At 75.6% G+C, this 13,207-nt stretch carries 15 protein-coding genes; 9 read left to right on the top strand and 6 right to left on the bottom strand.

What is annotated here, in order from left to right:
- Positions 1-60: 60 nt before the first annotated feature.
- Positions 61-450, top strand: coding sequence for a VOC family protein (locus tag JOD57_RS16995; protein WP_239572554.1), 390 nt, complete (start codon positions 61-63; stop codon positions 448-450).
- Between the two features lie 63 nt (positions 451-513).
- On the opposite strand, the gene galE is transcribed toward JOD57_RS16995, so the two are convergent.
- Both galE and JOD57_RS16985 read right to left on the bottom strand, forming a co-directional pair.
- Positions 514-1,482 (bottom strand): UDP-glucose 4-epimerase GalE, encoded by a 969-nt coding sequence (gene galE, locus JOD57_RS16990; RefSeq protein ID WP_204693091.1) that lies wholly within the window; start codon positions 1,480-1,482, stop codon positions 514-516.
- A gap of 36 nt (positions 1,483-1,518) precedes the next feature.
- The gene (locus JOD57_RS16985; RefSeq protein WP_204693090.1) at positions 1,519-1,671 is read right to left on the bottom strand and encodes a hypothetical protein; all 153 of its coding nucleotides are present in this window, start codon (positions 1,669-1,671) and stop codon (positions 1,519-1,521) included.
- Between the two features lie 98 nt (positions 1,672-1,769).
- On the opposite strand from JOD57_RS16985, the gene JOD57_RS16980 reads away from it, so the two are divergent.
- The gene (locus JOD57_RS16980) at positions 1,770-2,603 is read left to right on the top strand and encodes a VOC family protein (RefSeq protein WP_204693089.1); all 834 of its coding nucleotides are present in this window, start codon (positions 1,770-1,772) and stop codon (positions 2,601-2,603) included.
- A 43-nt stretch (positions 2,604-2,646) separates the two neighbouring features.
- Positions 2,647-2,892 (top strand): glutaredoxin family protein, encoded by a 246-nt coding sequence (locus JOD57_RS16975; RefSeq protein ID WP_204693088.1) that lies wholly within the window; start codon positions 2,647-2,649, stop codon positions 2,890-2,892.
- Positions 2,893-2,896: 4 nt separating this feature from the next.
- Here JOD57_RS16975 and JOD57_RS16970 read toward each other — a convergent pair whose 3' ends face one another.
- Positions 2,897-3,538 (bottom strand): maleylpyruvate isomerase family mycothiol-dependent enzyme, encoded by a 642-nt coding sequence (locus tag JOD57_RS16970; protein WP_204693087.1) that lies wholly within the window; start codon positions 3,536-3,538, stop codon positions 2,897-2,899.
- A 513-nt stretch (positions 3,539-4,051) separates the two neighbouring features.
- Between JOD57_RS16970 and JOD57_RS25565 the strand changes: the two genes are divergently transcribed.
- Together JOD57_RS25565 and JOD57_RS16965 are read left to right on the top strand one after the other, a co-directional pair.
- Entirely contained in the window at positions 4,052-4,768 is a 717-nt protein-coding gene (locus JOD57_RS25565) for an RNA-dependent RNA polymerase family protein (RefSeq protein WP_239568574.1), read from the top strand.
- The gene (locus tag JOD57_RS16965) at positions 4,687-5,139 is read left to right on the top strand and encodes an RNA-dependent RNA polymerase family protein (protein WP_307824747.1); all 453 of its coding nucleotides are present in this window, start codon (positions 4,687-4,689) and stop codon (positions 5,137-5,139) included. Before JOD57_RS25565 ends, JOD57_RS16965 begins: the two co-directional genes overlap by 82 nt.
- A gap of 12 nt (positions 5,140-5,151) precedes the next feature.
- Here JOD57_RS16965 and JOD57_RS16960 read toward each other — a convergent pair whose 3' ends face one another.
- Positions 5,152-5,469 (bottom strand): hypothetical protein, encoded by a 318-nt coding sequence (locus tag JOD57_RS16960; RefSeq protein WP_204693085.1) that lies wholly within the window; start codon positions 5,467-5,469, stop codon positions 5,152-5,154.
- A gap of 150 nt (positions 5,470-5,619) precedes the next feature.
- Here JOD57_RS16960 and JOD57_RS16955 point away from each other — a divergent pair, with 150 nt between their 5' ends.
- Together JOD57_RS16955 and JOD57_RS26420 are read left to right on the top strand one after the other, a co-directional pair.
- Positions 5,620-6,018 carry a DUF1761 domain-containing protein gene (locus tag JOD57_RS16955; protein ID WP_204693084.1) on the top strand — a complete coding sequence of 133 codons (399 nt, stop codon included), beginning with the start codon at positions 5,620-5,622 and terminating at the stop codon, positions 6,016-6,018.
- Between the two features lie 136 nt (positions 6,019-6,154).
- Positions 6,155-7,618 (top strand): PRC-barrel domain-containing protein, encoded by a 1,464-nt coding sequence (locus tag JOD57_RS26420; RefSeq protein ID WP_204693083.1) that lies wholly within the window; start codon positions 6,155-6,157, stop codon positions 7,616-7,618.
- A 54-nt stretch (positions 7,619-7,672) separates the two neighbouring features.
- Here the strand turns inward: JOD57_RS26420 and JOD57_RS16945 are convergent, their stop codons facing one another.
- Positions 7,673-8,704: an aldo/keto reductase gene (locus tag JOD57_RS16945; RefSeq protein WP_204693082.1), complete on the bottom strand. Its 1,032-nt coding sequence runs from the start codon at positions 8,702-8,704 to the stop codon at positions 7,673-7,675.
- Between the two features lie 306 nt (positions 8,705-9,010).
- On the opposite strand from JOD57_RS16945, the gene JOD57_RS16940 reads away from it, so the two are divergent.
- Both JOD57_RS16940 and JOD57_RS16935 read left to right on the top strand, forming a co-directional pair.
- Positions 9,011-10,804: a toll/interleukin-1 receptor domain-containing protein gene (locus JOD57_RS16940; RefSeq protein WP_204693081.1), complete on the top strand. Its 1,794-nt coding sequence runs from the start codon at positions 9,011-9,013 to the stop codon at positions 10,802-10,804.
- A gap of 1 nt (position 10,805) precedes the next feature.
- Positions 10,806-11,744 carry a DUF4231 domain-containing protein gene (locus JOD57_RS16935; protein ID WP_204693080.1) on the top strand — a complete coding sequence of 313 codons (939 nt, stop codon included), beginning with the start codon at positions 10,806-10,808 and terminating at the stop codon, positions 11,742-11,744.
- Between the two features lie 26 nt (positions 11,745-11,770).
- Here JOD57_RS16935 and JOD57_RS16930 read toward each other — a convergent pair whose 3' ends face one another.
- A complete protein-coding gene (locus JOD57_RS16930) occupies positions 11,771-13,171 on the bottom strand; it encodes a TonB-dependent receptor (RefSeq protein WP_204693079.1) in 1,401 nt (466 codons plus the stop codon).
- Positions 13,172-13,207 lie beyond the last annotated feature (36 nt).

The raw sequence follows: 13,207 nt of genomic DNA, 5'->3' as shown, positions 1-13,207 counted from the left end.
CGGCGGTCTCGATCGGCAGGCGGCGCAGCGCCGCCGGAGAAGGAGGAGATCCCGGTGGAGATGAAGCTCGAACTGGTGCCCGTCCCGGTGACCGACGTCGACCGCGCGAAGGCCTTCTACGTCGACCGGCTCGGCTTCGTCGAGGACGTCGACGTCCGGCCGTTCGACGGGGTGCGGGTGGTCCAGCTGACGCCCCCGGGGTCGGCCTGCTCGATCGGCATGGGCACCGGGCTGCCCGCCTACGAGGACATGGCGCCCGGCACGCTGCGGGGTCTGCACCTGGTGGTCGCCGACATCGAGCAGGCACGCGCCGACCTGGTCGGCCGCGGGGTCGACGTCGGTGAGGTGGTCGACGTCGGCGGCGGTGTCCGGTACGCCTGGATCACCGACCCGGACGGCAACACGCTGACCCTGCAGGAGATGGCCTGGCGGACCGGGGACGCCTTCTGAGGCGGATCCCGCGGTCGCGCTCCGCCCCCGGTGCGGACCGGAGCACGAGGTCCGCGGAGGAGGTCAGAGCGGCTGCAGCGCGCGCCAGGCGGTCCAGGCGCTGGTGACCATCTCGCGCAGGTCGCGGGTGGCGCGGAAGCCGAGGTCGGTGGCGATCCGGTCGACGGCGGCGACCACGCGGGCGGCGTCACCGGGACGGCGGCCGGTCACCTGGGGGGTGGTGTCGCCGCCGGTGACCTCGGCGACGACGCGCAGCACCTCCAGCACGCTGCTGCCCTCGCCGCGGCCGACGTTGTAGGTGCCGCCGGGCCGTCCCGCGGCCAGCGCGCGGGCGGCGGCCACGTGCGCGTGGGCGACGTCGGAGACGTGCACGAAGTCGCGCACGCAGCTGCCGTCGGGCGTCGGGTGGTCGTCGCCGAACAGCAGCGGCGGCCGGCCGGCGTCGAGCGCCTCGAAGACCAGCGGCACGAGGTTCGCCGCCCCCCGGTCACCGAGCTCCGGCGCGGCGGCGCCGGCGACGTTGAAGTAGCGCAGGCTGGTCGAGGTCAGGCCCCAGGCGGCGCAGTCGCGCAGCAGGTCCTCCCCGGCGAGCTTGGTGCGGCCGTACGGCGACAGCGGGCAGCAGGCGGTGTCCTCGGCAACGCGGTCGGCGTCGGGCGTGCCGTAGACCGACGCGCTCGAGGAGAAGACGAACCGGGTGACGCCCTTGGCGCGGCACCCCTCGAGCAGGGCGACCAGCCCCTCGACGTTCTCCGCCCAGTAGAGCAGCGGGTCGGCCACGGACTCGGCCACCTGCTTCTTCCCCGCCAGGTGCACGACGCCGCTGACGCCTTTCTCCCGGAGCACCCGCCGCACCGTGCCGCGGTCCCGCACCGAGCCGACCTCCAGCGGCACCTGCGGCAGGCCGGCGAGCCGGTCGGCGTCGCCGGTGGAGAGGTCGTCGAGGACCACGACGTCCTCCCCCGCCGCGACCATCGCGTGGACGACGTGCGCCCCGACGTACCCGGCACCCCCGGTGACCAGCCAGCTCACCGGCCCAGCCTGCCGTGCCCGGCGCCGGGCCGCGCGTCAGGACAGGCGCTGCCGCAGGTGGACGGCGACCCTCGCCGCCCGCCGGGTGCCGAACGGCTCGGCGGAGCCCGGCACGGTCAGGTAGGTGGCGAAGGCGCCGTCCTCCTCGATGGGGGCGGTGGACGAGGCGTCGTCGTCCTGAGGGGTCACGGTGGGCGGACCGCGCCGGCGGCCCCGGCTCATCGGTGGCAGCCGGTCCTGTCACCGGCGCGCCCTACGGTGCCGACGACCACCCCCGTGGAGGAGCCATGACCGAGGTCCGGACCTATCCGCACGGCGTGACCTGCTGGATCGACACCGAGCAGCCCGACCCGGCCGCCGCGGCCGACTTCTACGCCGGCCTGTTCGGCTGGTCGTTCACCGACGCGGTGCCGCCCGGCGCCCCGGGCACGTACCTCGTCGCGACGCTGCACCACGGGCAGGACGTGGCCGCGATCGGGCCGGGCGAGGGCCCCGCGACCTGGAACACCTACGTCGCCGTCGACGACGCCGACGCGACCGCCGCGCAGGTCCCCGGCCTGGGCGGCACGGTGACCAGCGGCCCCGAGGACGCCGGTCCCGGCGGCCGGACGGCGGCGTGCACCGATCCGCAGGGGGCGCGGTTCCGGCTCTGGCAGGTCCGCCGGCGCCCGGGCGCCCAGCTCACCAACACGCCCGGCACCTGGAACTTCTCCGACCTGCACACGCCCGACCGGGCGGCCGCGATGGCGTTCTACCGCCCGCTGTTCGGCTGGCGCGACGCCGACATGGCCCAGGACGCCGGCGTGATGATCCAGGTGCCCGGCTACGGCGACCACCTGGCGGCCACCGTCGACCCGGGCATCCACGAGCGGCAGGCGTCGGCGCCGCCGGGCTTCGCCGACGTCATCGGCAGCCTCGTCGTCCGGCCCGGTGAGCCGGCCCGCTGGCACGTGACCTTCACGGTGACCGACCGCGACGACGCCGCCGCCACCGCCGAACGGCTCGGCGCCACCGTGCTGGACTCGGAGGACGGGATCTGGACCCGCACCGCGCTGATCCGGGACCCACAGGGCGCGGAGTCCTCCCTCAGCCAGTTCACCCCACCCGAGGGCAGCTGGTGAGGGACGGGCCGTGGTGACCGCGGGTCCCGAGAGGAGAACTGCCATGACCGACCAGGCCGTCACCGTCTACTACAGACCGGGCTGCCCGTACTCCGCGAAGCTGCGGGCCACGATGGTGCTGACCCGCCTCCCCCACCGGTCGGTGCGCTTCGCTGACGACCCGGAGGCCGCCGCGACTGTCCGCGCGCGGCACCCGGAGGGCTGGGAGGTGTCCCCCACCGTCGTCGTCGGCGGGCGGTACCTGACCAACCCGTCGCTGCGCGAGGTCCGCGCGGCGATGCGCGGCTGAGGCCTCAGCCCGGCGAGCCGGCGGCCAGCCGTCCGGCCGCCGGACCACGCAGCCGTCCGGCGCGCTGCCGGCGGCCGCACACGGTGAGCAGCAGGTCCTGCGCGCGGCCCTCGACCACCTCGCCGTCGCCGTAGGACCAGTCGGCGTCGACCGCCCGCAGCCGCACACCGGTGAGGTCGACGCCGAAGAACCGCAGCTGCCTGGGCTGCAGGCCGGAGAGCACCAGCGCGCACCGCTCCGGGGAGGCGTACCGGTCGTCGAGGCCGAGCGCGGCGGAGGTGTCGAGGCCGTGGATGACGTCGTGCGACAGGGCACCGAGCGGCCCGCCGCCCGGCGGGGACCACTGGAAGTCGACGTTGTCGCGCAGCGAGGTGAGCAGGTCGGCCGGCGTCAGCTCGACGGCGTCGCGGCGCGCGGCGCGGTCGGCGAAGCGGTCGAAGCTGCCCCGCGCCCGCACCATCCCCCGCAGCACCCGGCCGGTCGAGTAGCGGAAGGGCATCGTGGTGTGGGCGAGCACCTCCCGCACCCGCCACCCGGCGCACAGGCTCGGCGCGTCCCACTGCTCGTCGGTCAGCGACCCGTACAGCGCCACCTGCGCGCGCCGCTCGTCCGCCGTCGCCGCGCGGATCCCGTCGTCCGTCGTCACGTCGTGCCCTCCCTGGTGTCCCGTCGAAGGGCAGACGGTCCGGGCGACGGGAACTCATCGGCGTCGGCCGGTGCCGCTACGGTGCGGCCCGTGCGCGGCGGGACGGGCAGGACCACCGGCGAGAGCCGGTCCCCCCGGGGCGACCCCGGGGCGGTTCGTCACGGCCACCATCGGCACCACCCGCCGGACGGCGCGCTCCGCGCACGCGACGGCGACTCCCACTGGGAGCGGCTGCCCGCCCCGTCGCGCACGTGACGCCCGAGCGGCAGGCCGCGGCGACGGCGTCCGGCATCGCCACCGCACTCCTCGCCGGGCCGTGGCGGCGGCGGGAGGCGGTGCGCCGCGTGGCCGTCGCCCTCGGCCACGCCCGGGCGCCGCGGTGGGTCGGTGCGCTGGTCGCCGAGGTGCTGCTCACCTACCGCGACGCCCCGGCCGACCGGCCGCGCGAGCTCGCCGCCCTCGTCACGGCGACGGAGGGCTGGGCGCGCCCAGGCGGCCGACGTCCCACCGCGCGTGGTGCTCCGGCAGCCGGTGCCGACCCGCGCCGTCCGGGTGCGCGCGCCGGTGGCCGACGTCCCCGACCTCGCCGCGCTCGCCCGGCTGCTCGACCTCGACCAGGGCGAGCTGGCCTGGTTCGCCGACGTCCGGTCCTGGGGGCGCACCACGGACGACGAGGCGCTGCGGCACTACCGGTGGCGAACGGTGCCGCGCCCGGCGGGCGGGGTGCGGTTGCTCGCCGCGCCCAAGCCGCGGCTGCGGGAGGCGCAGCGCCGGGTGCTGCGGCACGTGCTGGCGCTGGTGCCGGTGCACCCGGCGGCGCACGGCTGCGTCCCCGGGCGGTCCGTGCGGACGGCGGCCCTGCCCCACGCCGGGGCGGACGTCGTCCTCGGCATGGACCTCGAGGCGTTCTTCGCCGGCGTCCCGGCCGGCCGGGTGTGGGGTGTGCTGCAGGGCGTGGTCGGGCTGACCGAGCCGGTGGCGCACGCGCTGACCGGGCTGGCGACCACGGTGGTGCCCGCGGCGGTGTGGCGGCGGGTGCCGGTGCCCGCGGACGCCGACGGCCGCGACCGGCACCGCCGGCTCGGGCGGCGGCTGGCGTTCCGCACCTGCCGCAGGGTGCACCGACGTCGCCGGCGCTGGCCAACCTGGTGTGCGCGCGGCTCGACCGCCGGCTGGCCGGGCTGGCCGCGGCGTCGGGTGCCGTCTACACCCGCTACGTCGACGACCTGACCTTCAGCGGCCCGCGGTCGCTGCGCTCGGACCGCTTCGCCGCGCGGGTGACCGCGATCGCCGCGGACGAGGGTCTCCGGGTGAACCCGCGCAGAACGCGCAGCGCCGGTGCCGGACGGCGGCAGCAGGTGCTGGGCGCCGTGGTCAACGACCGGCCGACGCTGCCGCGGCCGCAACGGGACGCGCTGCGCGCGCTGCTGCACAACTGCGCCGTCCACGGCTGGGCCTCGCAGGTGCGCGACCGCGACCCGGCGACCTTCCGCGACCACGTCCTCGGCCGGGTGGCGTGGGCGGCGTCGGTGGACCCGGTGCTCGGCGAGCGGCTGCGGGTGCTGGCCGCGCGGATCGACTGGGCGCAGCCACCTCCCTGACCCGGTCCGGCGTCAGGCCGGCGGCGTCCCCTCCTCGAGCGCCCGCAGCCGCCGCTCCAGGTGCTCGAGCCGGTCCTCGACGGGGCCGGGCGCCGGCGGGGCAGGGGCCGGCGGCGCGGCCAGGCCGGCCAGGGCCTCGGACAGCCGCCCGACCAGGGACGCGGCCTCCTCGGGCGTGAGGTGCACGCTGCCCACGCACCGGTCGTCCCGCCACAGGCTGAGGGCGAGCAGGCCGGGCCCGGCGTGCGGCGAGACCCGCACGGCCCGGGTGCGGCCGCGGGCGCTCTCCCACGTCCACCGGCCGGGGGTCGGGAACGGGACGACGCTCATCCGGGAAGCGTGGGCTCCCCGCACCCGCCCGTCAACGCGAGCACCCGACCGATGAGTTCGGCCACCGGGACACGTCTGCCCGTCGACGGCGTCGCGAGGAGGAGACATGCACCAGTGGTCCACGAGGACACCGGCCGGGGAGGACGCGTCGTGAGCGCCGTGTCGCCGCTGCGGGTCGCCGCCGCGGCCGCAGCGGCGTTCGCGGCCAGTTCGGCCTGGTACGCCGCCTTCGGCGCCCGGCTGGCCCGGCTGGACGACGCCTACGCCGGCCCCGGCCTCTCCCCGGCGGTGGTGGCCCCCGTCGAACTGGTCCGCAGCGGGGTGGTCGCCACCGCGGTGTCCCTGCTCGCCGGCGGCCTACCCGCCCGCGGTCCACGCCAGGTGCTCGCCCTCGGTGCCGGCTTGTGGGCGGCCTTCCCGGTGGTGCTGCTGACCGGGTCGGTGGTCCACGAGAAGGTGCCCTGGCAGCAGGCCGCCATCCACGGCGGTGACTGGCTGGTCAAACTGCTCCTGGTCTCGGCCGTCGTCGGCAGGGATCCGCGGGCGTGACGGCGTCCTCGCTGGTCGGCCCCTGCATCGCCCGCGCGAAGCGGGTCGGGTTGGGCGCGGAGGACCGGGGTAGTCGGCGGGACAGGAGCGGCGGGGCCATCGGGGCCCGCCCGCGTGAACAGGTGGGAGATCGGCCATGGCTCTGCCCGACCGGGACTCGGTGCGCAACTGGGTCGGCATGACGGTGGTCGGCCGCGACGACGCGGAGATCGGCGAGATCACGCACCTGCTGGCCGACGACGAGACCGGCGCACCGGAGTGGCTGTACGCCACGGTGGACGGCGACACCGTCGTCGTCCCGCTGCTCGACGCGACGGAGGTCGACGGCCGGGTGCGGGTGGTGGTCGAGCGCACCGCCGTCGCCGCCGCCCCGCGGTTCGGCGAGAGCCGTGAGCTGACCACCGACCAGGAGGCCGAGCTCTACCTGCACTACGGCATCCAGTACTCGACGGAGACCTCGGAGAGCGTGCTGCCGGTCGACGAGCCCGAGCCGGTGGCGCCGCGCGACCCCGAGGCGGTCCCGGACACCCCCGCGCCGTCGGTGGCGCAGCCCGGCGACTCCGACTTCGGGCTGACCGAGCGCCCACCGACGAGCGCGGCCGCGCGCGCGGCCCAGGTCGGCGGCGCGGTGGCGGCGCTGCTGGGCGTCGGGGCGGTGGTCTTCTCGACGACCCGCCGGCGCCGGCGTCCGGCGCGGAAGGTGTCGCGGCCGGCGCGGCAGGTGTCGCGGCGGGCGTCCAAGGGCGCGGGGCGTGCGGCCAAGCAGGCGCGGCGGGCCCAGCGGCGGACGGCCCGGCGGGCGGTCGCCGTCCCCGCGGCGGGCCGGGCCCGGCTGGGGTCCCTGACGGCGTCGGTGGCGCCGCTCGCGGCCACCGCGGCCGAGCGCGTGACGACGGCGTCGCGCACGGGCGCCGAGCGCCTGTCGGCCTCGGTCGCCCCGCTCGCCGCCACCGCGGCCGGCCGCGTGGGCACGCGGTCGCGGACGGGCGTGGCGCAGGTGGGCCGGGCGGCTGCCCTCGCCGCGCAGCAGGCCGCCGCCGCGTCGATCGCCGCCCGCGCCCGCGCGGCGGAGGCCGCGGCGTCGGCCGCGCCCCTGCTGGCGTCGGCGTCCACCACCGCCCGCGCCCGTGCGGCGGAGGCCGCGACCGCCGCTGCACCCCTGCTGGCGTCGGCGTCCACCACGGCCCGCGCCCGTGCGGCGGGGGCGGCGTCGGCGGCCGGTCCCCTGCTGGTGGCGACCGGCTCCGCCCTCCAGCACGGGACGAACGCCGGTGTGGAGGCCGCGCGCAGGGCCGTCGACACCGGCGCCGTGCTCGCGGCCACCGCCGTGTCCAAGGCGGCCGAGGCCAGTGCTGAGCTCGGGCAGACGGGCCTGCGGGCGGCGATGCGGGCCGAGCGCAGGGTCGAGAAGGTCCCCGAGGCGGTCGCCAAGACCGCGCACCGGGTCGAGAAGCGCGCCAAGCGTGCTGCCCGGCTCACCTCCCTGGGCCTCGGCATGGGCACCGGCTACGTGCTCGGCGCCCAGGCCGGGCGGCCGCGGTACGAGCAGATCGTGCAGGCGGTCGGCAAGGCCACCCAGCGGGCGACCGGGCGGGCGTAGCCGCACCACGACGGCAGCGCGGCCGGGTCCGGGAGGGACCCGGCCGCGCTGCCGTCAGGCGCCGGAGAGGTCCCGGCTGCGCTGCTCGGCACCCACCTCGCCGTAGGGGTAGTCGGCCGCGCCCGGGTCGCTGACCGCGTCGAGCCGGGCGGTCTCCTCGGCGTCCAGCACGAGGTCGGCCGCGCCCAGGTCGTCCCTCAGCTGCTCCGTCGTCCGGGCGCCCAGGATCACCGACGTCACCGCCGGCCGGGCGGCCAGCCAGGCGAGCGCGACCTGCGCCATCGACGCCCCGCGCGCCTCGGCGACGTCCTGCACCGCCTCCAGCACGTCCCAGGTGCGCTCCTGCGCGCCGACCCGGTCGTAGGCCTCCATGCCGCGCCCGGGGTCCTCGCCGAGCCGCGTGGCGCCCTCCGGCCGCTGGTCGCGGGTGTACTTGCCCGACAGCCAGCCCCCGCCGAGCGGCCCCCACGGCAGCAGCCCGAGCCCGTTGTCCAGGCAGGCCGGCACGATCTCGAACTCGATCTGGCGCACGAGCAGGCTGTAGGACGGCTGCAGTGTGACCGGCACGGCCCAGTGCCGGTGCTCGGCGAGGTCGATCGCCTTCTGCACCTGCCAGCCGGTGAAGTTCGACAGGCCCGGGTAGGCGATCGTCCCGGCGTGCACCGCGTCGTCGAGGAAGTGCAGGGTCTCCTCGAGCGGGGTGTGCGGGTCCCAGGCGTGCAGTTGGTAGAGGTCGACGTGCTCGACACCGAGCCGGCGCAGCGAGTCGTCGAGCGCGCGGCGCAGGTGGCGGCGCGAGTTGCCGACGGCGTTGGGCTCGGTCCCCATCGGCATCCGGCCCTTGGTGGCGAGGACGACGCGGTCGCGGACGTCGGCCGGGCGCGCGGCGAGCCACCGCCCGACGATCTCCTCGGCGGCGCCGGCGGAGTAGACGTCGGCGGTGTCGACCAGCGTGCCGCCGGCCTCGACGAAGACGTCGAGTTGCTCGTGCGCGCCGGCCTCGGCGGTCTCGGCGCCGAAGGTCATCGTCCCCAGGCACAGGGACGAGACCGAGCAGCCGCTGCGGCCGAGCGTGCGGTACTCCACGACGGTGCTCCTGTCCTCGGCGGTCACGGCGCGCCCCGTCCGCGGGGCGACGCGCGGGCACGCCCGACGCTGCCGCAGGGGACGGGGAACCGCCACCTCGACGTCGGGCGGACAGGCCAGCGGTCGTGGCGTGGGTCGACGAACGCCGTCGAGGTGTCGAGGACGGGTCTGCTCGACGAGCTCGACTCGTCGGCTGAGCGCGGTCACGTACGAGGCGGACGCCGCACCGCCAAAGGGGTATCAGGCTGCGCCGGTCCCGCCTCATCATCGGTGGCGGCTGCCGGCTGGTACGGCGGAGGGGGACCGATGCGGCTCTTCGTCAGCTACTCCCGCGCGGACGGACCCGCGGTCGGGGAACTCATCACCGACCTCGAGCAGGCGCACCTGTCCGTGTGGCACGACAGGGAGCTCCACGGTGGGGACCCGTGGTGGCAGGAGATACTCGAGCGGATCCGGGCGTGCGACGTCTTCCTGTTCGCGCTGTCCGACCACTCCCTCGCCTCGAAGCCGTGCCTGGCGGAGCTGTCGTACGCACGGCAGCTGGGCCGACCGGTCGTCCCCGTGCAGGTCGGTGACGTCAGCAAGCTCCGTCTCAGTCCTGTCGCGGACATCCACGTGGTCGACTACCGCGACCGCACGAGGTCCGGCGGCCTGGCGCTGACAGGGGCGGTCCACGAGGCAGCGCGCGAGCGGCGCCCGTTGCCCGACCCCCTCCCCGAGCCGCCTCCCGTCCCGTTCGAGTACCTCCTGAGACTCGGCTCTGCGATCGGTGCAGTGCAGCTGACGCCAGACCAGCAGGGTGACTTCATCCGCCAACTGCGGGAGTGCCTCGAGACCGAGGACGACGAAGCCGCACGCGCGGACGCCCGCGAGCTGCTCGGTGCGCTCCGGCGGAGACCGGACATCACCAATCGAAGCGCCGTGGCGATCGACGAGTTGCTCGCCGAGCTGGACGGCGTCGACGGCCGGGACGGTGACTCCCCGAAGCCCGGCCGGAGGTGGTACGAGCGGCCCCGACTGCTGGCCGGCCTGGTGGCCGGCGGCGTCTTGCTCGTCCTAGCGGCCCTGCTAACGGTGGTGGTGCTGCTCCTCTCCGCCACCTCCGTCTACGCCCTGTCCGCGGTGCAGCGGGGGCCCGACCCGTTCGACCGCCCCGCCGGCGAGGACGCCGGCGAGGACGCCGTGCCCACGAAGGACGGACGGGTGTCCGGGGACACCCCTGGCCTCTACGGCGGCAGCGGGGCGAACACGTGCGATGCAGAAGCGCTGGCTGAGGCGCTGACGGAGAAGCAGTCCGAGGCGGAGGAGTGGGCCGCCGTCCTGCGCCTCTCCTCAGTGGCTGCCATCCGGGGCTACCTGCAACAGCTGACGCCCGTGACCCTGCTGACCGACACGGCCGTCACCAACCACGGCTACCGCGAGGGTCGTGCCTACCCCTATCAGGCCGTGATGCAGGCGGGGACGGCAGTGCTGATCGACGACTCGGGCCTCCCGCGGGTCCGCTGCGCGTGTGGGAACCCACTGGCGGAGCCCGAACCGCCGTCACGAGCGGACTACCGGGGATCGCCGTGGGAGGGCCTCCGTGCAGACCAGGTGACGGTGATCGAACCGGCAGCGGAGCGGGTCCAGCGCTTCGTCGTCGTGGACGAGCACGGCGAGGCCCTCGCGCGACCGGTCGGCTCTGGCGGCGAGATGGACGAGCAGGCAACTGCGGAGGAAGCAGCCGCGGCCGCCGAGATGGGAGGTGAGGCCCGGGACGGGGAACCGGGCGAGACCGACCCGGGCGAGACCGACCCGGGCGAGACCGACCCGGGCGAGACCGACCCGGGCGAGACCGACCCGGGCGAGACCGACCCGGGCGAGACCGACCCGGGCGAGACCGACCCGGGCGAGACCGACCCGGGCGAGACCGACCCGGGCGAGACCGACCCGGGCGAGACCGACCCGGGCGAGACCGACCCGGGCGAGACCGACCCGGGCGAGACCGACCCGGGCGAGACCGACCCGGGCGAGACCGACCCGGGCGAGACCGACCAGGGCATGGGTTCCACCACCTCCGGCCCGGCCGACGCCAACGACGGCACCCCCGAGGGCGGCTGAGATGGGCGGCGACCGCGGCGCCGGCAGTGTCGAGGACACGGCCACCGGTGATGACCGTCCTGCCTACGCGAGCGCGTTCACCGTCGCGGACCGCACGGCGGCCTGGGGACAGCGGCTCCACCTGCGCTTGACCAGGGTCGAGCTGCTCCTGTTCATCGGGGCGGCCGCGGCGAGCTTCATCCCCGGTGGCGGGCGCGGCTACGACCTCGGTGGTGTCATCGCGACGGTCCTGTTCGCCTCGACGCTCGCGGTGCGCACCTACCGGACGACGACCCGCCCGAACATCGTCTGGCAGGAGGCCCGAGCAGCCGCCGAGTCGATCAAGACCCTCTGCTGGCGGTACGCCGTGGGCAGCAAGCTCTTCCCGGTCGCCATGGACGCGGCCGAGGCGGATCGGCTGTTCGTCGAGCGACTGCGGGAGATCCTCGGGGGCCTGCGCAACCTGCCCTCGATCCGGACCGAGGTCACCGGGCAGGTGCAGGTCACCCCGTGGATGCGGTCGCTGCGCGCCGCCCCGCTCGAACGACGACGTGCCACCTTCGACCGGGCGCGCCTCGAGGATCAGCAACAGTGGTACGCCGCCCGCACCGCCCTCAACACGCGGCTCCTCTGGCGATGGCACCTCATCGTCATCGGGCTCGAGTTCCTCGGGGTGGTCGCCGGGACCCTGAAGGCCCTGGACGTGATCGAGCTGAGCGTCGGCAAGGGGGACCTCGTCGGTCTGGTCGCCACGCTCGGCGCGGCAGCGAGCGCGTGGGCTCAGACCCGGCAGTACGTGACCCTCTCGGCGGCCTACACCATCGCGGACGAGGAGCTGTCGGCGATCCGGACGCTGCTCCCCCACGTCTCCGGGGAGGTGGAGTGGGAGGAGTTCGTCGACTCGGCCGAGGCAGCCATCTCCCGCGAGCACACGATGTGGCGGGCGTCGCGGTCGACGTGAGGCCCGCTCCCGGGACCGGCGCCCGCTCAGCGGTCGCGCCGGTAGCCGAAGAAGCCGCGCTTCTTGATCAGCTCGGCGACCTCCGGCGGCACCATCGACTCCCACGTCTCGTCGTCCGTGGGGATCCGCTTGAGGACGTCCCGGCTGAGGATGGGCAGGTAGTCGGGCTTGTACTGGTCGAGGTGGACGAAGCTGCCGCGTCGCGCCAGGTAGTCGTAGAGCGGCTGCAGCTCCTCGCCGACCGCGACGGTCTCGACCGTGGTGACCTCGCCGTCGCGCAGCATCGGGTAGACGAAGAGCCGGAGGTCGTTCTTGAACAGGCGGCCGAAGCTCTCGAGGATCCCGCCGGGCAGGTCGGCGTGGCTGGCCTCGTCGAACAGCTCGAGCAGGCTCGGGACGCCCATGACCATCCCGATCCGGCCGTCGGTCCGCCAGGCGAGGTAGGCCGCGAGCCGGTGGTAGGCCACGTAGTCGGAGATGAGCACCGTCATCCCGCACGCGGCCAGCAGGTCCACCCGGGCGAGGAAGTCCCTGCGGTCGACGACGTCGCCACCGGCGCGCAGGTTCGCCATGGTCAGCTCGGTGAGCGACAGGACCTCGCGGTCGGCGACGGCGGGATCGGCCTGGAACTCCGCCCGCGCGGCCTCGAGCATGTCGATGTTGACCACCGTCGGCGGGCGGAAGCTGCCGCGCTCGACCAGGATCGCCTTCTTGCGCAGCACCTCACTCGGCTGCAGGACCTGCCGGTCGGGCCCGAACATCGCCGCCCCGCTGAGCCCCAGCTGCACGAGCTTGAGCGCCATGACCCGGTTGTCGACCGCCCGGAACTCGATGCCCTTGAGCTCGATCATGTCGATCTCGATGCGGCCGGTCGTCAGCTGGTCGAGCAGGCTCTCCACCAGGCGTTCGGGCTCGTGGTGGTGGAAGAAGGCGGCGTGCAGCAGGTTCACGCCCACGATCCCCAGCGCCTCCTGCTGCTGCGGGGCCTCGTCGTCGAGCATCCGCACGTGGACGACGACCTGGCTGGGCTCGTCGCGGGGGTGGGACTGGAACTCCACGCCCATCCAGCCGTGACACTCGTTCCCGCCGCGGTAGCTGCGCGCCACGACGGTGTCGGCGAAGGCGAAGAAGGCCGTCTCGTCGCCGCGCTGGTCACCGAGCCGTTCGACGTTGAGCTGGTACTCGTGGTCGAGCATCGCCTGCAGGCGGCCCTTGGAGACGTAGCGGTCGGCCTTGCCGTAGACGGCGTCGCTGACCGCCATGTCGTAGGCCGACATGGTCTTCGCCACCGTGCCGGCCGCGCCGCCCGCCCGGAAGAACCACCGGGCGACCTCCTGGCCGGCGCCGATCTCGGCGATCGTGCCGTACCAGCGGGGGTCGAGGTTGATCTGCAGCGCCTTCTGCAGGGTGTCGACGCCGGCGTCCATGGCCGCTCTCCTCGCGCAGGGTGGCGGCGAGCGTAG

Source organism: Geodermatophilus bullaregiensis (assembly GCF_016907675.1).
Taxonomy (GTDB): domain Bacteria; phylum Actinomycetota; class Actinomycetes; order Mycobacteriales; family Geodermatophilaceae; genus Geodermatophilus; species Geodermatophilus bullaregiensis.
The sequence above is the reverse complement of the archived record's forward strand: the minus strand, read 5'-3'. Positions and strand labels throughout refer to the sequence as shown.

Coding starts and splice junctions, on each gene's coding strand:
- JOD57_RS16940 (WP_204693081.1), top strand. CDS start 9,011: ATGCGGCTCTTCGTCAGCTACTCCCGCGCGGACGGACCCGCGGTCGGG.
- JOD57_RS16935 (WP_204693080.1), top strand. CDS start 10,806: ATGGGCGGCGACCGCGGCGCCGGCAGTGTCGAGGACACGGCCACCGGT.
- JOD57_RS26420 (WP_204693083.1), top strand. CDS start 6,155: ATGGCTCTGCCCGACCGGGACTCGGTGCGCAACTGGGTCGGCATGACG.
- JOD57_RS16975 (WP_204693088.1), top strand. CDS start 2,647: ATGACCGACCAGGCCGTCACCGTCTACTACAGACCGGGCTGCCCGTAC.
- JOD57_RS16980 (WP_204693089.1), top strand. CDS start 1,770: ATGACCGAGGTCCGGACCTATCCGCACGGCGTGACCTGCTGGATCGAC.
- JOD57_RS16930 (WP_204693079.1), bottom strand. CDS start 13,171: ATGGACGCCGGCGTCGACACCCTGCAGAAGGCGCTGCAGATCAACCTC.
- JOD57_RS16995 (WP_239572554.1), top strand. CDS start 61: ATGAAGCTCGAACTGGTGCCCGTCCCGGTGACCGACGTCGACCGCGCG.
- JOD57_RS16960 (WP_204693085.1), bottom strand. CDS start 5,469: ATGAGCGTCGTCCCGTTCCCGACCCCCGGCCGGTGGACGTGGGAGAGC.